22 protein-coding genes and 2 pseudogenes are annotated in these 22936 nt (G+C 34.8%); 17 read left to right on the top strand and 7 right to left on the bottom strand.

Annotation, left to right across the window (positions count from 1 at the left end; translation table 11 throughout):
* Window positions 1-7 precede the first annotated feature (7 nt).
* Complete coding sequence (locus BLT04_RS11690) at window positions 8-853, top strand: alpha/beta hydrolase family protein (protein ID WP_089755989.1); 846 nt, start codon at window positions 8-10, stop codon at window positions 851-853.
* A complete protein-coding gene (locus BLT04_RS11685) occupies window positions 850-1494 on the top strand; it encodes an HD domain-containing protein (RefSeq protein ID WP_089755988.1) in 645 nt (214 codons plus the stop codon). The genes BLT04_RS11690 and BLT04_RS11685 overlap by 4 nt, the downstream gene beginning before the upstream one ends.
* Here BLT04_RS11685 and BLT04_RS11680 read toward each other — a convergent pair.
* Window positions 1491-2720: a porin family protein gene (locus BLT04_RS11680; RefSeq protein ID WP_089755987.1), complete on the bottom strand. Its 1230-nt coding sequence runs from the start codon at window positions 2718-2720 to the stop codon at window positions 1491-1493. The two genes, BLT04_RS11685 and BLT04_RS11680, sit on opposite strands and share 4 nt — an antisense overlap.
* 58 nt (window positions 2721-2778) lie before the next feature.
* Here BLT04_RS11680 and BLT04_RS11675 point away from each other — a divergent pair, with 58 nt between their 5' ends.
* Window positions 2779-3372: a hypothetical protein gene (locus tag BLT04_RS11675; RefSeq protein ID WP_089755986.1), complete on the top strand. Its 594-nt coding sequence runs from the start codon at window positions 2779-2781 to the stop codon at window positions 3370-3372.
* A gap of 16 nt (window positions 3373-3388) precedes the next feature.
* Here the strand turns inward: BLT04_RS11675 and BLT04_RS11670 are convergent, their stop codons facing one another.
* The 5 genes and pseudogenes from BLT04_RS11670 to BLT04_RS11650 form a co-directional block, all read right to left on the bottom strand.
* Window positions 3389-3616 carry a hypothetical protein gene (locus BLT04_RS11670; protein WP_089755985.1) on the bottom strand — a complete coding sequence of 76 codons (228 nt, stop codon included), beginning with the start codon at window positions 3614-3616 and terminating at the stop codon, window positions 3389-3391.
* Window positions 3617-3798: 182 nt separating this feature from the next.
* A complete protein-coding gene (locus BLT04_RS11665) occupies window positions 3799-4689 on the bottom strand; it encodes a DUF72 domain-containing protein (RefSeq protein ID WP_089755984.1) in 891 nt (296 codons plus the stop codon).
* 198 nt (window positions 4690-4887) lie between these two features.
* Window positions 4888-6558 (bottom strand): annotated as a pseudogene (locus tag BLT04_RS11660) (ribonucleoside-diphosphate reductase subunit alpha); the annotation flags it as partial.
* Window positions 6559-6599: 41 nt separating this feature from the next.
* Window positions 6600-6887: a hypothetical protein gene (locus BLT04_RS11655; protein ID WP_089755982.1), complete on the bottom strand. Its 288-nt coding sequence runs from the start codon at window positions 6885-6887 to the stop codon at window positions 6600-6602.
* Window positions 6888-7119: 232 nt separating this feature from the next.
* The gene (locus BLT04_RS11650) at window positions 7120-8094 is read right to left on the bottom strand and encodes a ribonucleotide-diphosphate reductase subunit beta (RefSeq protein WP_089755981.1); all 975 of its coding nucleotides are present in this window, start codon (window positions 8092-8094) and stop codon (window positions 7120-7122) included.
* 428 nt (window positions 8095-8522) lie between these two features.
* Between BLT04_RS11650 and BLT04_RS11645 the strand changes: the two genes are divergently transcribed.
* The 5 genes and pseudogenes from BLT04_RS11645 (at window position 8523) to BLT04_RS11625 (ending at window position 13729) form a co-directional block, all read left to right on the top strand.
* Entirely contained in the window at window positions 8523-9212 is a 690-nt protein-coding gene (locus BLT04_RS11645) for an ABC transporter ATP-binding protein (protein ID WP_089755980.1), read from the top strand.
* Window positions 9213-9331: 119 nt separating this feature from the next.
* A pseudogene (locus tag BLT04_RS11640) lies at window positions 9332-9683 on the top strand (four helix bundle protein).
* A 142-nt stretch (window positions 9684-9825) separates the two neighbouring features.
* Window positions 9826-11055 carry an ABC transporter permease gene (locus BLT04_RS11635; RefSeq protein WP_089755979.1) on the top strand — a complete coding sequence of 410 codons (1230 nt, stop codon included), beginning with the start codon at window positions 9826-9828 and terminating at the stop codon, window positions 11053-11055.
* 112 nt (window positions 11056-11167) lie between these two features.
* Window positions 11168-12436 carry an ABC transporter permease gene (locus tag BLT04_RS11630; RefSeq protein ID WP_089755978.1) on the top strand — a complete coding sequence of 423 codons (1269 nt, stop codon included), beginning with the start codon at window positions 11168-11170 and terminating at the stop codon, window positions 12434-12436.
* A 90-nt stretch (window positions 12437-12526) separates the two neighbouring features.
* Window positions 12527-13729 (top strand): efflux RND transporter periplasmic adaptor subunit, encoded by a 1203-nt coding sequence (locus tag BLT04_RS11625; RefSeq protein ID WP_170828471.1) that lies wholly within the window; start codon window positions 12527-12529, stop codon window positions 13727-13729.
* 257 nt (window positions 13730-13986) lie between these two features.
* On the opposite strand, the gene BLT04_RS11620 is transcribed toward BLT04_RS11625, so the two are convergent.
* Window positions 13987-14361, bottom strand: a complete 375-nt coding sequence (locus BLT04_RS11620; protein ID WP_089755976.1) for a Fur family transcriptional regulator — start codon at window positions 14359-14361, stop codon at window positions 13987-13989.
* 158 nt (window positions 14362-14519) lie between these two features.
* On the opposite strand from BLT04_RS11620, the gene BLT04_RS11615 reads away from it, so the two are divergent.
* The 9 genes from BLT04_RS11615 (at window position 14520) to BLT04_RS11575 (ending at window position 22936) form a co-directional block, all read left to right on the top strand.
* Window positions 14520-15428 carry an NAD(P)/FAD-dependent oxidoreductase gene (locus BLT04_RS11615; protein ID WP_089756421.1) on the top strand — a complete coding sequence of 303 codons (909 nt, stop codon included), beginning with the start codon at window positions 14520-14522 and terminating at the stop codon, window positions 15426-15428.
* Between the two features lie 126 nt (window positions 15429-15554).
* The gene (locus BLT04_RS11610; RefSeq protein ID WP_089755975.1) at window positions 15555-15881 is read left to right on the top strand and encodes an ArsR/SmtB family transcription factor; all 327 of its coding nucleotides are present in this window, start codon (window positions 15555-15557) and stop codon (window positions 15879-15881) included.
* Between the two features lie 58 nt (window positions 15882-15939).
* Window positions 15940-16413 (top strand): DUF6428 family protein, encoded by a 474-nt coding sequence (locus tag BLT04_RS11605; protein ID WP_089755974.1) that lies wholly within the window; start codon window positions 15940-15942, stop codon window positions 16411-16413.
* A gap of 130 nt (window positions 16414-16543) precedes the next feature.
* Window positions 16544-16963 (top strand): arsenate reductase ArsC, encoded by a 420-nt coding sequence (locus BLT04_RS11600; RefSeq protein ID WP_089755973.1) that lies wholly within the window; start codon window positions 16544-16546, stop codon window positions 16961-16963.
* A 117-nt stretch (window positions 16964-17080) separates the two neighbouring features.
* Complete coding sequence (gene glyA, locus BLT04_RS11595; RefSeq protein WP_089755972.1) at window positions 17081-18346, top strand: serine hydroxymethyltransferase; 1266 nt, start codon at window positions 17081-17083, stop codon at window positions 18344-18346.
* Between the two features lie 55 nt (window positions 18347-18401).
* The gene (locus BLT04_RS11590; protein WP_089755971.1) at window positions 18402-18860 is read left to right on the top strand and encodes a regulatory protein RecX; all 459 of its coding nucleotides are present in this window, start codon (window positions 18402-18404) and stop codon (window positions 18858-18860) included.
* Between the two features lie 35 nt (window positions 18861-18895).
* Window positions 18896-20029 (top strand): aminotransferase class I/II-fold pyridoxal phosphate-dependent enzyme, encoded by a 1134-nt coding sequence (locus BLT04_RS11585; RefSeq protein WP_228421941.1) that lies wholly within the window; start codon window positions 18896-18898, stop codon window positions 20027-20029.
* Window positions 20030-20151: 122 nt separating this feature from the next.
* Window positions 20152-22080, top strand: a complete 1929-nt coding sequence (locus tag BLT04_RS11580; protein ID WP_089755969.1) for a polysaccharide biosynthesis protein — start codon at window positions 20152-20154, stop codon at window positions 22078-22080.
* 37 nt (window positions 22081-22117) lie between these two features.
* Entirely contained in the window at window positions 22118-22936 is an 819-nt protein-coding gene (locus BLT04_RS11575; RefSeq protein ID WP_089755968.1) for a polysaccharide biosynthesis/export family protein, read from the top strand.

Below are 22936 nucleotides of genomic sequence, written 5' to 3'. Positions count from 1 at the left end.
TTAACATATGGAAAAGTTAATTCTAAAAACAAACGGCCATGTCGAGATTACTGCTCATCTTTTTACACCCGAAAAGAGTAATGGTAAATTTTTATTAATTAATTCAGCAACAGGCGTAAAACAGCAGATTTATTTCTCTTTTGCCCAGTATTTTTCAGAACAGGGATTTACGGTCATCACTTACGATTATCGCGGGATCGGGCTTTCAAAACCGAAAAATATGAAGGGTTTTAAAGCTTCAATGAGAATTTGGGGGTCCGAAGATTTTAAAGCACTAACAAAATACATCAAAAATCATTTTCCGAAGTATAAAAAATATTGTCTCGGGCATTCTGTTGGCGCATTGATTTTAGGAATGAATAAGGATTCTGAAATGTTTGAGGAATTTATTTTTGTAGGAACCCAAAATGCTTTTGTCGGAAATTTAAAAATTAAAACAAAAATCGAAGCATATCTCGGTTTTGGAATTGTGCAGCCTTTAACTACCGGATTATTAGGTTATTTCCCTGCAAATTGGTTTGGTTTGGGAGAAAGTCTTCCGAAAAATTGCGCTTATGACTGGAGAACCTTAATTTTGAATAAGAAATCGACCAACAGCTTATTAGAGAAAATTGATGATTATTCTGGAAATTTAACCCAGAAAGTGTTCGTAATTCGGGCTGAGGATGATGCCTGGCTCACTAAAAAAGGCGTGGAAAGTCTGCTTAATGATACGTATCCCAATCTTAAGCCGACCTACAGATTGATAAAAACTTCGGAATCGGAAAAAGGAGAAATCGGGCATATTAATTTTTTCAGAAGCTATAATAAAAAGCTTTGGAACATTATTTTAAATGAATTGATCGATACATGAAAAATATAATTGACAACACAATAGCGTTTGTAAAAGAAAAACTGGAAGGTGCAGAAGCCGGACACGACTGGTTTCACATCGAAAGAGTCTGGAAGCTTTCAAAAAAAATTGCTCAGCATGAAGAATGTAACCATGAAGTGGTCGAGCTTTCGGCATTGCTTCATGATATTGCAGATCCGAAATTTCATAATGGAGATGAAACTTTAGCGTTAAAGATTTCAAGAGAATATCTGGAAGGTCAAAATACTCCGGAAGATATTATTGAGCAGGTTTTATTTATAATTAAAAATATTTCATTTAAAAATAGAGGAGAGGCTCCGAAAGATTTGCCTATTGAGCTTAAAATCGTTCAGGATGCAGATCGTATTGATGCAATTGGAGCGATTGGAATCGGGCGGACTTTCAATTTCGGAGGCTTTAAAAATAACCCCATGTATGATCCTGATAATAAGCCAAATCCAGGAATGTCAAAAGAGGAATATAAAAAATCAAACGGAACGACAATTAATCATTTTTACGAAAAGCTTTTATTGCTAAAAGATCTGATGAATACAGATGAGGGCAAAAAAATAGCCGAGGAAAGGCATGATTTTATGCTGCGTTTCCTCGACCAGTTTTATAAAGAATGGAATGTAGATTAGAAGATATTGTATCCTAAAATAATTGATGTATAGCTCATTTTCGCAGTTGAACCTGCATCTTTATCCAGGATATGATTACTTGTAGTATATTTTAATTCAACGGTGTATTTGTTATTGTATGTATAACCGGCACCAAAAGTAAAATTGTCTAAAGCCTGGCTTGATGCCAGATCAGCTTTGTCGAAAAAGTATCCTTCGTAGTCAAAATTAATAGCTTTTGCTTTACCTGATCTTAATGTCAGGATATTTGCTTGTGCATCAATAAATAATTTAGATTTTGGACTTAAAAACATATAATGTCTGATTCCCAATGGAAGGTTAATGAAAGAATAACTATCCATAGTTATATTATAAAGCTGATCTCCCGAACGAGTTGTCAGTTTTTCATTTGTATAGGCTGAATAATTTGGCTCAAATATAATAGACCACTTATTTTTATTGAAAGGTAATACCAATTCCGCTTCGATACCGATTCTGAAATTGGTTTTAGAAGGAAAGCCGTTACTACCAAGCAGTTTATCTGTTTCTAACTCAGAATAAAAATTTATCCCTGGTCTTACGCTTAAATTAAATTTGCTGGTTTTTTTCTCAGCCTGAAAGTCATTGTTTAAATCACCGGTTTTCTGGTTATGTGCCGTGAAAATTTTCGTTAGGCTGTTTTTATTGTATTTAGTCATAGAAACTAATGACTGCGCATTTGGGTCATCCTTAAAAATTGTTTTCAATTGGCTAAGGTAGGTATCATTGGTTGCTACCTGCGAAGTATTTCCTTCAGGATTGTACTTTTTGTAAATTAAAGGATGAATACCTGCAGAATCTGAGTAAAGATAATTAACCGTGCTTTTTACGCTATAAGAATACAAGTTTTTATCTCCGGACACAATTTCCTTTAAAAAAACGGTATTTTGTTTAAATTCAGGCGCGTATTGTGCTGAAAGGTTGGAAATATCATCAGTAGAATAATCGATATCTCCTTTATAAGTTACATATTTAGAATATCCGTAAATTCCGAATTCTTTCAAATTGGCTGGTGTACCCATCATTTCAGGTGATGTTTCTCCTGATTTGTATGTAATTTCTGTAGGATTAACCACCCAGTCGATATTTTTGATTAATACTTCTTTTTTTTCACCATCATTTGTGATGATATACCCCTTCTCAAATTTAATTTGAGCATTTAGTCCGATAAAGAAAAATAATAAAAGAACTAAAACAGTTTTTTTCATAGTTTATTTGTTTTAAAAACGAGCCCAAATATAGATAAAAAAGTATCTTTGTATCAATATGATGTTTATTATTTTTATCATTTTTCTTACTTTGCTTATTTCCTTACTTTTGTCGAAAGTAAAAAAAGGAAAAAATGCAAAATGGGCAAAACTGTTTCGTATTTCCGTTGTTGTTTTCTCGATTTCTATTTTTACCTATTGGTTTATTCAGAAAAGTGTAATCGGGGTTATTAATAATTCTGTAGCCTTACAAATTATTAATAAATTGCCGCAGACACTGGATTTTTATGTGATCAATCAGAATGATCCAGAAAAAGATGGAATTTTAGATGCTAAACATGTCGGCAAGATCCGTCCTGAATATTACAGAATTGAATACTTGAAAATGGATAGATCCGATGAATATTGGGTGGTAGGATATTTAGGCAAGAAAAATTTAGTGTATTTTTCACAGCATTCTGTGCCCAATAAAAATATTGACCAGATTATTGAAGTTCAAAACTATATCAATCAAAGTTTAAAACTTTCAGAAAAAGCAAAAAAACAAATAGACGCTTATAATCACGAGAATAGTAAGCTCGGGATTTGGATCGTGCTCGATTTTCTTTTGCTTTTTCTTAATTTAGTTTTATTGCTGAGGAACAAAAATTAGATTTTATTTGAAAAAATTAAGGGTAATCTAAGATCTGCATTACTTTTTCCTTGCATTCTTCAGGACAGCCGCGAATTAATTTATCTTTAGTCTGTTTGTTTATTTGATTGGCTTCCAGCCATTCCGTAACATTCGAGCTGAGGCTGTTGTTATCGTATGTTCTTTCTATTTTATTATCTTCATAAAAAGTGTACTCATCACCAAGCCAATTGGTGGCTATACTTATCGTGCAAATTTTTTCCATTACCGTGTTTTTAAAACGTTCAACATTTTGTTACAGGTAATTTACGGAAAAATAGCAATGCAAAAGGACTTTTACCGGATGTTTTTATTTTAAAATCAAATGGTTAAAATGTTTTACACAAATTTGAGATATAAAGTAAATTATAAATATTTTTTTTAAAGAGAGATAATAAATTATTTACTCTAAAATAACGTTGGAGTATTTTCGATTCCCATTTTAGGGACTTGAAGGTCAGTTTTCCACTGTTCGTTCATTTTTTTTATAAAATAAGCAGATAAAAGAGGAGACGCTTTCTCTATATTCTGATGAACAAAGAAATATACATTTTGTAAACCTTCTTTTTTCCATTGGGTTAAATGTTTTAACCAATCATCTAATCTTTCGTAATCACTTTCTGCATTTGCGCCAACATAACGAATAAATGCGTGAGGCGTTGTAAGCCGCATATGAAGCATATCTCGTCGTCCTGCTGTATCTACAATAATGTTGGTGATATTGTCGGCTTCAAAGAGCTCGCAGGTGGCATTAAAGACGCCCTCGTCCGTAAACCATTCCGTATTTCTCAGTTCTATAGCCAGCGGAACCTCTTTTGGCCAGTCTTTAACGAATTTTTCTAACCTGTCGTAATCTTTAGGTTTAAAATTATCATGAAGCTGCAGGAAAACCATTCCTAATTTTTCGTCAAAATTTAAAACTGCACTGGCAAATTGGGTCACCACATCGTCTACATTAATAAGCCTTCTGAAGTGGGAAACCGTATTGGTAATTTTAGGAAAAAACTTGAAATTTGGAGGTGTTTTTTCTTTCCAGGTCTGTACCTGTTCGGCAGTCGGCATTCCGTAGAAAGTAGCGTTTAATTCGATGGAATTAAATTGGGTTCCGTAATATGTCAACTCGTCTTTCGTTCCTTTCGGATAAAATCCTTTAAGATCTGTTTTATTCCATTTTGCACATCCAATAGAAATATTTTCTAAGCCTTTTTTGTTTTGGCTTAAAATTTCCTTGGTTCTTGGATGATCTTTGGGTAATGTAAAATCTATTTTTGAAGGGTCTTCTACTTGTCCGAATTTCATAGGTAAGAGTTTTTGAATTAAACTTTAAAACAAATATAAAACAAAAAAACCATAGAAGATTCCTATGGTTTAGCTAAAATTTTTTATTAAAATTATTCCTTTATAATCCTTAAATCATAATTTTATTATAGTAAATAATACTACAAACACGCCTTAAGAGCGTGTTTGAATATGTAGATTGTTTATTATTTATCGAATTTATGCTTCGCAAGCTGAACAGGTAACAAAATTTACCATCATTTCTTTAGAAACAGAAGAACTTCTTTGATAATAAAGGGTTTTTACACCTTTTTTCCAAGCCTCGATATAAAGATAATTTACGTCTTTTACCGGCATCGTTGAAGGAATTTGTAAGTTCAGCGACTGAGCCTGGTCGATATATTGTTGTCTCTGAGCAGCCTGAGAAATAATTTCCATTGGGGAAATTTCTTTAAATGTTTTGAATACTGCTTTTTCTTCTTCAGTCAATTCTTTTAAATGTTGAACAGAACCGTGATTCAACATAATTGTTCTCCACGTTTCTTCATTATCAATCCCTTTTTCTTCTAATAATTTGGCTAAATACTTGTTCTTACGCATAAAGTTTCCTTTTGCTAAACCAGCCTTATAATAATTAGAGGCGAAAGGCTCAATTCCGGGAGAAGTTTGCCCTAAAATTGCAGAACTTGAAGTCGTCGGAGCAATTGCCATTGTGGTGGTATTTCTCAATCCGTAACCTTTCAATAATTCCGGTTCTCCGTAGATATTTGCCAGTTCTCTTGACGCCTGATCTGCCTGTTCTTTAATATGTCTGAAAGCTCTTGCATTGAATTGAGTCGCCTCGAAACTTTCAAACGGAATCATATTTTTCTGTAAATACGAGTGATATCCTAAAACGCCCAATCCAAGCGCTCTGTGACGCATGGCGAAGTTTCTTGCTCCTTGTAAATAATAGTTTCCTTCTGTTTTTTCGATGAATTCTGATAAAACCGCGTCTAAGAAATAGATCGCTAATTTTACAGCATCTGTATCTTTCCATTCGTCATACAATTCTAGGTTCATTGATGATAAACAGCAGATAAAAGATTCTTCTCTTGTAGAAGGAAGCATGATTTCTGAACAAAGGTTACTTGCATTTACGGTAAGTCCTAAATCTTTGTAAACCTGTGGTTTATTTCTGTTGACGTTATCTGTAAAGAAAATGTATGGAAGACCTTTTTGCTGACGGCTTTCCAATACTCTTGCCCAGATTTTACGTTTATCCATATCGCCATCAATCATATCCTGCATCCAGTAATCAGGAACACAAATTCCTGTAAATAAGTTCTGGATCGGGCTTCCGATGTCTTTAATTGATAAAAATTCTTCAATATCTCCATGATCGATATCCAGGTAAGCTGCAAAAGCACCTCTTCTTACACCGCCTTGAGAAACTACGTCCATCGCAGTATCAAACAGTTTCATGAAAGAAACGGCTCCTGAAGATTTTCCGTTATCTGTTACGGCAGTTCCTCTGTTACGAAGTTCCCCGAAATATCCTGAAGTTCCGCCCCCGATTTTGGTCTGCATAATGACTTCACCCATTTTATGGGTAATTCCTTCGATGCTGTCCGGAATGTGGACGTTAAAACAAGAAATCGGAAGACCTCTCTGCGTTCCCATGTTGGCCCAAACAGGTGATGAGAAACTGATCCATCCTTTTGTGATCATTTCCTTGAAAGCAGGTTGAAGTTCCGGTTTGTATAATTTTTTGGCAGCAGCAGTGGTGATTCTGTCGATCGCTCCGTCTACAGTTTCGCCTTTTAACAGATAACCTCTGTTAAGCATTTGCTCAGATTCCTCATTGAGCCACCATATATTTGTATTTTGTTCTTCCATAGATGTTATATTTTCGAATTCCTGAGTGGATTTGTACCCGGAATTTTGTTAGCCTATATTGATTGTAAAATTTCTACTTTGTGAGAGCCGTTCAGTCCGCTTTCATCTCTTAATTTTTGAAATTCTTTAAAAGATGGAACATTCAAAACCTCATGCTGAACCTCTTCATTGATATAATTTGAATAATGTAAAAACGTAACGCCGTCTTCCTTTACATAAACCTTATATTCAAATGTTTCCAGATCTAAATTTTTAAAATCATTTAAAAACCTTTGAATATTGGCTTTATTTTCTGAAACGAATTCAGGTTTTACGGTGTAGCTTACGATTACATTGATCATATTTATGGTTGAATTTTTTTAATATTTGACATTTTGAGAAACGAAGAATCGCTTCTATTCTTAATTATTAAATTTTTAACCATTAAGATTTTAATTAAGCATTTAAGAATATTAACATTGTTTTTAAGGTGCTTTGACAGGCTCAGCATGACAAAATGCTAATACTATCTGCTTTGACGCTCGCTTCGCTCGCGCTTTTTTAATTCAAAATTTAGCACTTAAAATCTAAAATTTAGAAAAGATCATTCGCTGTAATGCTCTTATCGTGTTTTGTGTAATCTACTGGTCTTTTTGCAAAGAAATCATCCATAGAATTGGCGAAAACTTCTTCCTCGAACCAAACCATTGGTCTGTATTGTTCAGGAGTGATGTTGTATTTTGTCTTCATGTCGATTTTCTTTAAACTGTCGTCTACACGGTATTTCATGAAGTTTAACAGATCTTCTTTTGAGAAAACGCTTAACTCACCGATTTCAAAGATCCAGTCAAGAATCTCACCTTCTAATTCGATGGATTGATCGACCAAAGTATAGATATCTTCAATATCAGACTCAGTTAATAAATCGGGTTGCTCTTCACGGATTTTGTTGATTAAATAAATTCCGGCATTGGCGTGAATTTGTTCATCAACTGAAGTCCAAGCGATGATATTTGAAACGTTTTTCATGTATCCTTTAAATCTTGTGAAAGAAAGGATGATCGCAAATTGTGAGAAAAGCGAAACATTCTCGATCAGAATACTGAATAACAGAAGAGAAGAAACATATTCTTTCGGTGTAGCGGAATTTGCGTGCTTAAGAACGTTTGACAGGAAGTCAATTCTCTTTTTTACGGCAGGAATTTCGATTACGTTGGTAAATTCTTCGTTATATCCCAACACTTCCACCAAACGCGAATAAGCTTCAGAATGGCGGAATTCACATTCTGCAAAAGTGGCTCCAAGACCGTTGAATTCAGGCTTTGGAAAGTGGTTATAGAGATTTCCCCAGAATGTCTTTACAGACACCTCAATCTGTGCAATGGCCAGAAGTGCATTTTTCACAGCGTGTTTTTCGTGCGGCTCCAGCTGCGAATGAAAATCCTGAACATCTGCAGTAAAATCTACTTCCGAATGCACCCAAAACGATTTGTTGATCGCTTCTACAAATTGAAGAACCTCAGGGTATTCAAATGGTTTGTAACTTACTCTTTTATCAAAAATTCCCATATTAAAAATGTCTTTAAATTAAATATAATTAGATCACTGTGGATAAAGTTCAAAAAACAGTCAATATCTTGATTTGCTGAAACTTAAGTTTAAAAGTTTTTCACAGAAGACGTATTTTGTTTTTTGTTACGTGCGAAGCACAAAGGTCGAAAAAAAGAACTGTATTTAAAAGAGCTAAACACTAATTGGTTGAGTTTTAACCTTAAAAGTTTTCCACATTTACATGAAACTTGCTCTGATATTGGTTTATACAGACCTACAGTGCAAAAATAAATAAAATAAGTGAGTTACAGTTAAACACATTATCGTAATTATCTATGAATAAAGGCGAAAATAGTTAAACAATAATTTAATTAAAGAATTTTTTAATCTTCGTAACAAATTGAAAATAACATCTACTTATTAGGTATAAAAACATACATCACTTAATGTTAGTAATTCAGGATCTACATAAATCATACGATACGGGGAAGAGTAAATTACACGTTCTCAAGGGGATCAATCTAAATATTGCCGAAGGTGAGTTTGTATCTATTATGGGAAGCTCCGGTTCGGGAAAATCCACGCTCCTTAATATTATAGGGATTCTTGATGAGAAAGATACCGGGACTTACGAGCTAGACGGCGTTCCTATCGAGCATTTATCTGAAATAAAAGCAGCAGAATACAGAAGTAAGTTTCTCGGGTTTATTTTCCAGTCTTTTAATTTAATAGGATATAAAACGGCTTTGGATAACGTTGCTCTTCCTTTATATTATCAGAATGTTCCGAGAAAAGAACGTGATAAAAGGGCTATGGAGTATCTTGAGAAAGTAGGTCTTGCTCAATGGGCGACTCACCTTCCCAACGAACTTTCCGGTGGACAAAAGCAAAGAGTTGCCATTGCCAGGGCTTTGATTACAAATCCTAAAGTTGTTTTGGCGGATGAACCTACAGGAGCACTAGACTCAAAAACGACACACGATATTATGAAGCTTCTTCAGGATATTAATAATGAAGGAAAAACCATCATCGTCGTTACGCATGAGCCAGATGTTGCCGCACAGACAAAGCGCAATGTAATTCTGAAAGACGGAATCATCGAAAGTGATGAATTTATCAAGCAATTGGTGCTATAGTGAATTGTGAATGGTCAATTTTGCTTCGAAAGTGAATTTTATAAAAAGATAAAATTAACGATTGACAATTGACTTCAAAGAAATTAACATAAATAACACACAAATGAAAAGAGAAAAAAATGTTTTTAAACCTGAACCATTATAAACTTGATGTTTATAAATCTGCGAAGGAATTGAGAATTGAATGTTATAAAACTTTGTCAAAACTTCCGGATAGTGAAAGATTTAATTTAATAGATCAAATAAGAAGAGCTTCAACCTCAGTGGTATTGAACATTACAGAAGGCTGTTCCAGAAAATCTGAAGTTGAAAGAAAGATATTTTGAAATTGCAAGAGGCTCAGTTATAGAATTAGATTCATGTTTAGATATAGTTATTGAATGTGATTATATCAAAAAAGAGAATTTAGAGAAAGTAGGAAATTTAATCAAAACCACATTTATTTTATTAAGTGGAATGTTAAAAAAGTAAAAAAGTAAATGGTGAATAGTCAATTTTGTTTCGCAGGTGAATCTTATGGTGAGTCTGGAAAATTGACAACGAAGTTAATTGACTTCAAAGAAAATTCACAATATAATTAATTGACTTTTTTACAATGTAAAAAATAAAAACTATGTTCGACCTAGATCGTTGGCAGGAAATATTCAGTTCGATTCGCAGTAATGTATTGCGGACGGTACTTTCCGGTTTTACAGTGGCTTTGGGATTATTTATTTTCATTGTGCTTTTCGGAATCGGAACGGGATTGCAGAATGCCTTTACGGAAGGTTTTGCGAGAGATGCCCAAAATCTGATTTCTATTGTTACAGGAAAAACCACAGTTGCTTATAACGGACTTCAATCTGACAGATTGGTGACGATGAACAATGATGACTATGATTTTTTAGTCAATATGGATAAAGAAAAAGTGGGAAGTGCCTCACCGAGATATACCGCCAATTTATTGGTAAAATATGGCAAAGAAAGCGGAAATTATCAGATAAACGGAGCCGTTCCGGAGGAACAAGTTATTGAAAACCGGAAAATGATCGAAGGGCGTTATCTTTCCCCGGGAGATTTGAATAGAAAGCAAAATGTTGCCGTGATCGGGAGAATGGTTCAAAGGGATTTAATTAAAAACGGAAGCCCTGTCGGCAAAGAGCTGGATATAAACGGAACCATGTTTAAGGTTGTAGGAGTTTTCTCCGATGATGGTGGTGACCGTGATGAAAGGCATATCACTGTTCCTATCACAACTTTACAGCAGATGAAAAAGGGTTCGGATACGGTAAGCATAAGTTATATCGCTTATAATGATAAACTGACTCCTCAACAGGCCATTAAATATGGTGATGAATTAAAAGACAGGTTAAAATCAAGAAAAAACGTTTCTCCCGATGATGAAAACGGAGTGCATGTCTGGAATAACGCCCAAAATATGAACGATACATTCACTTTTATGGCGGTTCTTACGGCAATTGTAGGATTTATCGGAATGGGAACTCTGCTGGCCGGAATTATTGGAATCAGTAACATCATGGTTTACATCGTAAAAGAAAGAACCAAAGAAATCGGCGTAAGAAAAGCGATCGGTGCAAAACCAAGAAGTATTGTTGCTTTGATCGTTCAGGAAAGTGTTGTTATTACGGTGGTTTCGGGATTTGTAGGGGTAGGATTGGGTGTTCTGGCATTGCATTTAATAGGGGATAATTTAGAAGAATATTTTATAAAAAGCCCGAGTGTAGGCTGGGGAACAATTTTTATGGCATTCATTGCTTTGGTTTTCTCAGGGCTGATTGCAGGATTTGTTCCGGCATACAGAGCCTCAAGAATTAAACCGATTGAAGCATTAAGAACGGAATAGTTAATTGTAAATAGTCAGTAGTGAATTTTATATTGAGCCACAATTGACAAACAAAGTGAATTATCTGTAAGGCAAATTCACTTTTACAAAGTAAAAAATTGACTTTAGAAAAATGAACATTTTATTTAAAAAAGATACTTGGCAGGAAATTTATTATTCATTGAGGAATAATAAGCTCCGGACGTTCCTTACCATGATTGGTGTGGGTTGGGGTATGTTTTTATATGTGAGTCTTTTGGGTGCTGCAAAAGGGATGGAAAATGGTTTTGATAAATTGTTTTCAGGTTTTGCAACCAATTCTATTTTCCTTTGGGCTCAGAATACATCGATTCCGTATGAAGGTTTTCCTAAGGGAAGAAAGATGGATCTTCATCTGGGAGACATTGAGATGTTAAAAAGAAAAATTACCGAGATCGATTATATTTCGCCCACCAATTCAAGAGGGAACTTTGGAAGTACGGGCGAACAGATGTCAAGAAACGGGAAATCAGCAGTATATAGTTTAAACGGAGATTATCCGATCGGAAATAAAATTTCAGAGAAAAAACTGATCTATGGAAGATATTTAAATGACGCCGATGTTTCACAAAATAAAAGTGTTGCCGTCATTGGTGAAGAAGTGTATAAAAACTTTTTCGACTCTAAAAAGAATGAGAATCCGTTGGGAAAATCCATTAATGTTAAAGGAATATTTTTCAATGTAATCGGCGTTTTCAGAGTTAAAAAAGGAGGCGGATTTGAGAATGATCAAACCGTATATATTCCGCTTTCCACATTTACGAAAATGTACAATGATGGCGATAAAATCAACGTTTTTGCCATTGTGAGCAAGCCTACTGCCGATCTGAAAATTGTTGAAGATAAAGTAAAGGCAGAGCTTAAAAAGAAGAATAAAGTATCTCCCGAAGATACCAATGCGTTTGGAAGCTTTAACCTCGGAAAAGAATTCAGCAAATTAACCGGTTTTTTAAGCGGAATGCAGCTTTTAACGATTATTGTGGGAACATTAACGATTCTTGCAGGGGTAATTGCTATTTCGAATATCCTTTTAATTACCGTAAAAGAAAGAACAAAAGAAATCGGAATCAGAAGAGCTTTGGGAGCAAAACCTTCAGAAGTTAGAAACCAGATTTTACTGGAAAGTGTCGTGATCACGCTCTCGTCGGGACTGCTCGGTTTTATGTCGGGGATTTTTGTCTTAATGATTTTAGATATGCTGACACAAAATCAGGACGCATTTCCATTTTATAATCCGACGGTAGATTACGGAAACGTTTTCAGCGCCATGGCGGTAATGGTGGTTTTAGGATTGATCATTGGAATGATCCCGGCACAAAGAGCAGTAAAAATCAGACCAATTGAAGCATTAAGAACAGAATAGAATAATTGAATTGTGAATCGTCAATAATGAATAATTCTCAATCCTTTTAATTTTTAAATCATACTATTTAATAAAAAATAAACTATACATATGAAAAAGAAATTCACTTGGAAAAAAGCCATTTATATTGTCCTGGGGCTTTTATTTGCAGTGGCATTATTCTCGGGGATCGGATATCTTATAAAATCTAATTCTAAAGAGAGTGAGGCTTTCCTTACGCGTAAACCTACCATTCAGAATATGGATGATAAAGTGATGGCAACAGGAAAAATTATCCCGAAAGAAGAAATTGAAATCAAACCAAATATTGCCGGAATTATCGATAAAATTTTAGTTGATGAAGGAGATAAAGTGACTGCAGGCCAATTAATTGCAACGGTAAGAATCGTCCCGAATCTTGCAGACGTAAACGGAGCTTCGCAGGAAGTTGCCAATTCTCAGCTTCAGATCAGCAATGCTAAAATGAATGTTGAAAATATGCGTAAGCAATTCGAAATGCAGGAAAGACTGTTTAAGCAGGGGGTAATTTCTAAACAGGAATATTTAAATTCTCAGCAGCAATTGTTTACAACCCAGCAAGCGCTTAGAAATGCAAATCAGCAATTGGTAACGGCTCAAAAAAGATTATTGATCGCAAAAACGGGTGCAACCCCGGAATTACAGGGCTTGGCAACGACTCAGATTCGTTCGAAAGCTTCAGGAACCGTTCTTGAAGTGCCGGTGAAAGTGGGAAGCCAGGTAATTGAAGCCAACTCTTTCAACGCAGGAACAACAATTTGTTCTATCGCAGACCTTAATTCTTTGATTTTCCAGGGTGAAATTGATGAAGCCCAGGCCGGAAAATTAAAGCAGGGAATGGAGATGAAAATCGTGATCGGTGCTTTACAGAACAAAACTTTCCCCGGAAAATTGACAATGATCGCTCCAAAAGGAAAAGACAATAACGGGACAATAAAATTCCCTGTTGAAGGTGATGTTAATAATCCGAACAACGAATATATCAGAGCCGGTTTCTCGGCAAACGGAGAAATTGTTTTAAATTCTCAGAAAAACGCTTTGTTATTGGATGAATCATTGATTCAGTATGAAAAGAAAAACGGTAAAGACGTTCCTTTTGTTGAAGTAAAACAGGCAGACGGAAAATTCAAAAAAGTATACGCAAAACTGGGAGCGAGCGACGGAATCAACGTACAGATTCTTCCGGGATCAGGAATTGATAAAAATTCTGAAATTAAAGTATGGAATCCATCCGACAAAGACAAAGAAGAACTGAAAGAAAAAAGCAAAAAGTAGTAAACTAACACTATAGATTCTTTAAACTGTAATCCCGGAGAAATTTTTCCCGGGATTTTTTATGTCATTGCGAGGAGCGAAGCGACGAAGCAATCTCTTAAAAATCCCCATAAAGTTTGTCATTCCGTAGGAATCTAAACAACGCCATAAACTTTAAATTTAGATTCCACGCCTCGTGGAACGCCTTTGCGAACAAAAAATATTTTCAAAATTTAAATTTCCTTGCGCTCTTTACATTAAAAATAATCAGCCCTTAATCAAGAACAATTCGCACAATACCCCGAAATAAATCCATTAAAATTAACAGATTTATAACCTAATGGCAATTTCACATCCATTTCATTCGGCAGACATTCGATCTTTCCGCATTCCAAACATCTGAAATGGAAATGATTATGCTTGTGTTGTTTTCCTGAACAATTAATGCAGAAAGCAAAATAATATTTTCCGTCATCGCTTAAAATTTTATGTACAATTCCATCGTCGCAGAAGCTGTTTAAAACTCTGTAAATCGTGGCTCTGTCTACCTCTTCACCCAGTTCTTTCTGTAAAATCTCCTGACTAACCGCTGATTTTGTGTTCTTTAAAGAATCGAGAATCAATTGTTTGGCCTTTGTATTTCTCTTTGTCATACCACAAATATAGAAAATTTATTGCGAATAAGTCGCATTAATGAAAATTTGTTTTACATTTGCACAAGCAACAAGCAACAAGCAACAAGCAACAAGCAACAAGCAACAAGCAACAAGCAACAAGCAACAAGCAACAAGCAACAAGCAACAAACTCACTATGGAAAACAAAAAATTTGAAGTTATTATCATTGGAGGAAGCTACGCCGGGCTTTCGGCGGGATTGGCTTTGGGAAGATCTTTAAGAAATATTTTAATTATTGATAGCGGAAAACCTTGTAACAGGCAAACGCCGCATTCACATAATTTTTTGACGCATGATGGGACAGCTCCGAAAGAAATCAACAGAATAGGGAGAGAACAGGTTGAGAAATATGAGACTGTAAAATTTAATGACGGGATTGTAACTCATATTGTTAAAAATCCGGAAGGATTTGAAGTTGAAACGGCGAACGGAGAGAATTTTAAAGCTAAAAAACTCATTCTTGCCACAGGAATTAAAGATGTAAAGCCCAATATTAAAGGATTTGATGAATGTTGGGGAATTTCTGTGCTGCACTGCCCATATTGCCATGGTTTTGAAGTTAAAAATGAAGTAACCGGAGTTCTTGCGAATGGTGAAGTGGCCTACGAATTTTCAAAATTACTGACTAACTGGACGAAAGATTTAACCCTATTTACAAACGGTAAATCAGAGTTAACGGAAGAGCAGACTCAGAAATTTAATGAGAAAAATATTCAGATTAATGAAGATGAAGTTGCTGAAATCAAGCATGAAAATGGATATATCCAAAAAATTATTTTTAAAAACGGAAAAGAATTTTCATTAAAAGCTTTGTATTCGAAAATTCATTTAGAGCAAAATTTAGATGTCGAAAAAATGTTGGGCTGTGAACTGACAACGGAGCATGGTCTGATCAAAATAGATGAAATGCACAAAACAAATATTCCCGGAGTTTTTGCCTGTGGAGATAACGTAACGATGATGAGATCTGTTGCAAATGCCGTGGCACAGGGGAATTTCACGGGAGCGATTATAAATAAAGAATTGGTAGAAGAAGAATTTTAATTAAATCAGCTTAATTGGTTAAATTCCTTTCAGAGAAATCTGTGAGGAATTTTTTATTTAAATTAAAAAAAATATTTGTCAGATGAATTATATATCGTAATATTGCGATAGAGGATTTAATAAATAATGGGAGCGACAAAAACAGATTTTTTCACAGAAGACCAAAACAGAATGGCAAATATTGCAAAAGCGTTGGGACATCCTGCAAGAGTAGCTATTATAGAATATCTGCTTAAAGTCAACGAATGCATCTGTGGAGATATTGTTAATGAATTACCTCTCGCACAGCCCACCGTTTCTCAACATTTGAAAGAACTGAAAAATGCAGGATTGATCAAAGGAAATATTGAAGGAAATTCGATCTGCTATTGTATTGATGAAAAAGCATTCGAACTTTTAAATGTTTTCTTTTCAACGATTATTTCAACCGTGAAAAAGCAAAACTGCTGTTAACATTTTTTTGCTTTCATATATCGTAATATTGCAATATAACAATTAAAATAATTAAATTATGACTCTTGAACAAATTAAAAATATTCTACCAACATTAGAAAATGTAGAATTTCAATTAGAAGACGGAAAGTTTGTTCCGGAACATTTCCATGTGACAGAAATAGGGATGGTAACTAAAAATTTCATTGATTGCGGCGGAGTTGTAAGAAAAGAAGAAAGAGTGAATTTTCAGCTTTGGGATGCCAATGATTTTGAGCATCGTTTGAAGCCAAACAAGCTTTTGCACATCATCAATCTTTCAGAAGAAAAATTAAGAATTGGTGATTTCGAAATTGAAATTGAATATCAAAATACGACCATCGGAAAGTATGATCTTGATTTTAATGGTAAAAATTTCGTTTTAAAAAATAAATTAACTGCCTGTTTAGCTCAGGATGCCTGTGGAATCCCTCCTCAAAAACAAAAACTGAATTTGAGTGAATTAGCAACCAATCAACAGTCGAAATGTACATCAAACTCCGGCTGCTGTTAAATCATGAAGGAAAAATTTATTAAATATAAAAAACCAATTATAATTACCAGTTCGGTTATTGTTTTGCAGCTTATTTTCGGTTTTGATCCTAAGTTTTGTATCATTAATATCGTTTGGTTATTTGTTTAATATGAAAAAGAAAATATTGGTACTTTGTACAGGGAATAGCTGCAGAAGCCAGATTGCAGAAGGTTATTTAAAATATTTTACTGAAAATAAAGCGGAAATTTTCAGTGCCGGAATCGAAACTCACGGCGTCAATCCAAAAGCGATTGAAACGATGAAGCAAGACGGAATCGATATTTCCGGACATACTTCAAATCATATTGATGAATATCGGGTTATAGAATTTGATTTTGTCATCACGGTTTGTGATCACGCACAGGAAAACTGTCCGTACTTTCCTACAAACGCGAAAAGATTTCATTATAATTTTCCTGATCCTGCGAAAGCAAAAGGAACGGAAGAAGAAATTAATGAAGAATTTAGAAATGTTCGCGATCAAATAAAGGATTATTGTGAAAAATTTATCAAGGAAAACATCAAATAAATAAGGTTTTCCAGCTTTTTTTACAATTTTAAATCTAAAAATCATATTTCGCAATACTAAAATCTCAGTGGAAATTCCGTACATTTGGGGTGGAAAATTTCAAAAACTAAAAGTAAAATGGATATTATTTTCGACCTGATTGAAAAAGAAAGACAAAGACAAACGCATGGAATTGAGATGATTGCATCAGAAAATTTCGTTTCTGAAAATGTAATGAAAGCAATGGGAAGCGTATTGACTAACAAATATGCAGAAGGATACCCTGGTAAAAGATATTACGGAGGGTGTGAAGTAGTAGATGAGGTTGAAACTTTAGCTATTGAGAGAGCAAAGCAGCTTTTCGGGGTTGATTATGTGAATGTGCAGCCACATTCTGGTTCTCAGGCAAATGCAGCGATTTACTTGGCCGTTTTAAAACCGGGTGATAAGATTATGGGGATGGATCTTTCGATGGGAGGTCACCTTACTCACGGTTCGGCTGTGAATTTCTCCGGAATTCAGTACGATGTTGTTTCTTACGGAGTTCAGCAGGAAACAGGTTTGATCGATTATGATCAGATGAGAGAAGTAGCGTTGAGAGAAAGACCGAAAATGCTTATCGCAGGTTTCTCGGCGTATTCAAGAGATTTGGATTATGCAAAATTCAGAGAGGTTGCTGATGAGATCGGCGCGACTCTTTGGGCAGATATTGCGCACCCTGCAGGTTTGGTGGCAAAAGGTTTGTTAAACAATCCGTTTGAGCATTGCCACGTTGTGACGACGACGACTCACAAGACGTTAAGAGGTCCTAGAGGTGGTATGATCATGATGGGTAAAGATTTTGAAAATACTTACGGTCACAAAACACCGAAAGGAGAAATCAAAATGATGAGCCAGGTTCTTGACGGAGCTGTTTTCCCGGGAATTCAGGGAGGCCCGCTGGAGCATGTTATCGCCGGTAAAGCAGTAGCTTTCGGTGAAGCTTTAGACGATCAATTCTTAACGTATGCAAAACAGGTTCAGTCAAATGCCCAGGCTTTGGCAAAATCAATGGTCAGCAGAGGTTTTGACATCGTAAGCGGTGGAACAGACAATCACCTGATGTTGGTAGACCTTAGAAATAAAGGCGTAAACGGAAAAGAAACTGAAAAAGCCCTTGTAAAAGCAGATATTACTTGTAATAAAAATATGGTTCCGTTTGATGATAAATCGCCGTTCACGACTTCCGGTATCAGATTGGGAACTGCTGCGATCACCACAAGAGGATTAAAGGAAAATGATATGGACACTATCGCAGAATTAATTTCTGAGGTGGTTGACAATATCAAAAACGAAGAGGTTCTTACTTCTGTAAAAAAGAAAGTTAATGAACTGATGGCAGGTAAAGCGTTATTCAACTATTAATATTTATCAACTTTAAAATATAAAGAATGGGCTTTTTGCTCATTCTTTTTTGTACATGGAAAAGAAGTCTTTCACTTTTAATGAAATTAAGCAGAAACTGGTTAACTATTGTGTTTATCAGGATCGTTGTCATGCGGAAGTAGAACAGAAAATGAGAGAATTTCTATTAATTGATGAAGCAAAAGAAGAGATTATGCTTTATCTTTTAAAGGAAAATTATTTAAATGAAGAAAGGTTTACAAGAAGCTATATCCGCGGAAAATTTTACATAAAGCATTGGGGGAAAAATAAGATTAAAATCAATTTAAAGCAAAAACAGATTTCTGAAAAATTAATAAATAAATGTTTTGACGAAATAGATGATGCTGATTACGAAAAAACCATCAAAAAAGCCTTTGAAGACTACTATTCTAAACAAAAAGGGCTCAAAGAATATCAAAAAAAATCAAAGACCATAAAATATTTAATGAGTAAAGGTTTTGAATATGAAAAAATAAATGATATTTTTGACTGAACAAATGAAAAAAAATTAATAAAAACACAACAAGATTGGAAAAGCAAAAAATCTGGCTTTCCCCGCCACATATGGGCGGAAGCGAGTTGAAATATATACAGAATGCTTTCGAAACCAACTGGATTTCCCAATACGGATCCAATATAGACGAGTTTGAAAAAAGTTTGGAGAATTACCTGGGCAGAAATTCCTTTGTCACAGCACTCTCTTCCGGTACGGCAGCAATACATTTAGCATTAAAATTATTAAACGTGGAAGAGGGCGATTTTGTCATCTGCCAGTCATTTACTTTCGTAGCTTCCGCCAATCCTATTTTATATCTGAAAGCCGTTCCTGTCTTCGTAGACAGCGAAAGCTCAACTTGGAATATATGCCCGAACGCTTTAGAAGATGCCATTAAATATTGCCTGCAGAAAGGCAAAAAACCAAAAGCGATTATCACCGTTTCATTATACGGAATGCCTTTTATGGTTGATGAAATTCTTGAAATCTCCAGAAAATACGAAATTCCTGTTATTGAAGACAGCGCCGAAGCCTTAGGAAGCAAATATAAAAATGAGTTTTGCGGAACTTTCGGTGATTTATCGATCATCAGCTTCAACGGGAATAAAATTATCACCACTTCCGGCGGCGGAATTTTAATTTCAAGAAATTTATCAGATAAAAAAAGAACGCTTTTTCTTGCAACGCAGGCGAAAGATAATAAAGAATATTACAGCCATTCAGAGCTTGGATATAATTATAGAATGAATAATATATCTGCCGGAATCGGAAGAGGGCAGATGGAAGTTCTGGAAAACAGAATTACCAAAAGAAGGGAAAATCATGTTTTTTATCAACAGGTAATTGATAAAATTGAGAATATTGACCTATTTTCAGAGCCTACCAATGATTTTTATTCCAACTATTGGTTGAATGTAATTATGATTAAAAAAGACTCCGCAGTTACAAAAGAAAAGATAAAAGAAACTTTCAGCCAACAAAATATTGAAACCAGATATTTATGGAAGCCAATGCATTTGCAACCGTTATATAATGATTGTCAGTTTTTTGGAAATAATTTTTGTGGTATGGTTTTTGACAATGGATTATGCCTGCCATCAGGATCAGACCTGACGGACCTGTGTAAAGAAAAAATTGCTGAAATTTTAATAAATTGTGAAGATTAAATTTATTTTTTAAATTTAAAGTATAGATGAAATTTTATTTTAATTTTGCATGAATGTTACCAATTTGTTTTCAAAAAATAATTGGGTTTTCAACTTATTAATTATGAATATAAATAAAGACAATGTACAATTCTCTTAGGAAAAAAATATTCGGCGGAGATAATGTTGTCAATCTCTCAGACGTCAGATATCTTCCCAGATGGATAATTCTTGTAATAGACATTATTATTCTGGTAATATCACTATTTCTTTCTACATATATTATTGAAAAAATCACTCAGCGGGAATTTATTTATCATGATGATAAAAGTGCTGTTTTTGGCTCGATCATCCTGGTGAATGTTATTTTCATGTATATATTTAAAACCTATGCCGGTATTATCAGGCATTCTACATTTATAGATCTTTTTAAGCTGCTGGTTTCATGTTTCTGTACCTTGTTTGTTATCAGTGCTATAAATATTATTTATTTCTGGGTTACCGGCGGAAAATTTATACTGACGCCTTATCTTATTCTGTATTTTATCATTTCTTTTATGGGATTGTTCCTTTTCAGGTTATATGTAAAAGAGTTTTTCCATATTGTAAGAGAATACAGGAGAAGTGCCTTAAAGAAAAGAATCCTTGTTTTAGGCATTGATGAGCAGTCAATTGCTATTGCCAGAGCTATTTTGGACAATCCGAGCCTTCCTTATCAGGTTGTAGGATTTTTAACACAAAGAACAGACTCAAAAAGAGCTTCACTGCTCGGAAAGCCGATTTTCGGAAAAGAAAAAATCGAAAATAATACAAAAGAAGACCTTATTGTTGACGGTGTATTGATTGTAAAGGAAATGATGTCTAAGGATGAAATGAATTCCTGGGTAAATCTGTTCCTTGAAAAAGATTTAAATATTTTTAAAGCACCATCAGTACAAAAATTAAGAGACAGCGACTTGGGAGGTTCTATCAGAAATCTTCAAATTGATGATTTATTGAATAGAAAGCCGATTAAAATAGAAAATGAGGAATTAAAAAGCCGGCATTTTAACAAAACGATCCTGGTAACAGGAGGAGCCGGATCTATCGGCAGCGAAATCGTGCGGCAGGTTGCTCAGTTTAATCCTTCTCTCGTGGTGGTGCTGGATCAGGCAGAAACGCCTTTGTATGATATCGAGCTTGAAATGAAGGAGAAATTTCCTCATATCAGATTTAAATTCGTGCTTGCGGATGTTTCAAATAAACATAGAATTGAGCCGTTGTTTCAGGCTTACAATTTCTCAATGGTTTATCACGCTGCCGCCTATAAGCATGTGCCTTTGGTGGAAGAAAATCCGCATGAAGCTATTTTAGTGAATGTTTTGGGATCAAAAATCATTTCATCATTATCAAGCAAATACAACGTTAACCGATTTGTAATGGTTTCTACAGACAAAGCTGTAAACCCAACAAATGTTATGGGAGCTTCTAAAAGGGCTGCCGAGCTTTTTGTGCAGTCATTGCAGAATGTAGAAGGCAATACCACGAAATTTATTACAACCAGATTCGGAAATGTGTTGGGATCAAATGGGTCTGTTATTCCGCATTTTAAAAGACAGATTGAGGCGGGCGGGCCGGTTACCATTACGCATCCCAATATTGTAAGGTATTTTATGACGATTCCTGAAGCCTGCGAACTGGTTTTACAGGCCGGAACCATGGGACACGGCGGAGAAATATTTGTTTTCGATATGGGGGAGCCCGTAAAAATATTAGACCTTGCAAAAAGAATGATCAAGCTTTCAGGGTTTGAACCCAATATTGACATTAAAATAATTTATACAGGTTTAAGACCCGGTGAAAAGTTGTTTGAGGAGCTGTTAAGCGATGATGCTAAAACGCTTCCGACACATAATGATAAAATAATGATCTCTAAAGATCCTACGATAGAATTTGAAAACATTGATACGTTAATAAAACACGTCACTAAAGCATCTTTAAAAAGAGATAAAGTAGAGGTTGTTCGTATTTTAAAAATCATTGTTCCTGAGTTCAGAAGTAATAATTCGATCTACGAGGTATTAGATAAATAGCAAAATATTAAATGTATATTTGTACAATTTTAAAAATATGAAGGGTAAAATATTGGCATTATTTGTTGTGCTTTTATTAATTGGATGTAAGACTAATCCGAACAGGCACAATGATTTGAACTATATGCAAAATATAGAGCAGGTTGCAACAGAAGCATCTGCAAAAAATTCTAACTCTACAATACAGGTAGGGGATCAATTAATTATCCTGATTACAGCGAAGGATATGGATGTTGTAAAGCCATTCAACCAGAATTATTCTTCCTCTGAAATGATTCAAACTAATGCAACGGCTGGTGGAAATACACCAAGTCAGGGCTCTACTACCATTTCAGGACCTACATATATTGTTGATACTGAAGGTAATATTGATTTTCCTATTTTAGGTAAAATTAATACAACCAATAAATCTTTAGTAGAGTTTAAAAATGAGCTTCATGATAAAATGACAAAATATGTCATCAATCCTACGATAAGCGTAAGACTTGCTAATTTCAAAATTACTGTTCTCGGAGAAGTAAACAGACAGGGAGATTATACTATAGCAAACGGGCAGGCAACAATTTTAAATGCGTTAGGTCTTGCAGGTGATCTTACAATGTATGGAAAAAGAGAGGATATTCTTGTAATAAGAACAGAAAATGGAAATATTACCCACGGAAAAATTAATTTACAGGATGCTAATCTTATCAATTCACCTTACTATAATTTGAAACAGGGAGATGCAGTTATCGTTTCATCTAGTAATACAAGAGACCTTTCAGCAAAGCAGAACCCGAATACCGGACTTTATTTAACAGCAGCATCTATAGCCATTACTGCAGTAGCAGTAGTAGTAAGTTTATTCAAGAAATAA

Source organism: Chryseobacterium soldanellicola, from assembly GCF_900100115.1.
Classification (GTDB): domain Bacteria; phylum Bacteroidota; class Bacteroidia; order Flavobacteriales; family Weeksellaceae; genus Chryseobacterium; species Chryseobacterium soldanellicola.
This window is presented reverse-complemented; position numbering and strand designations above follow the sequence as displayed.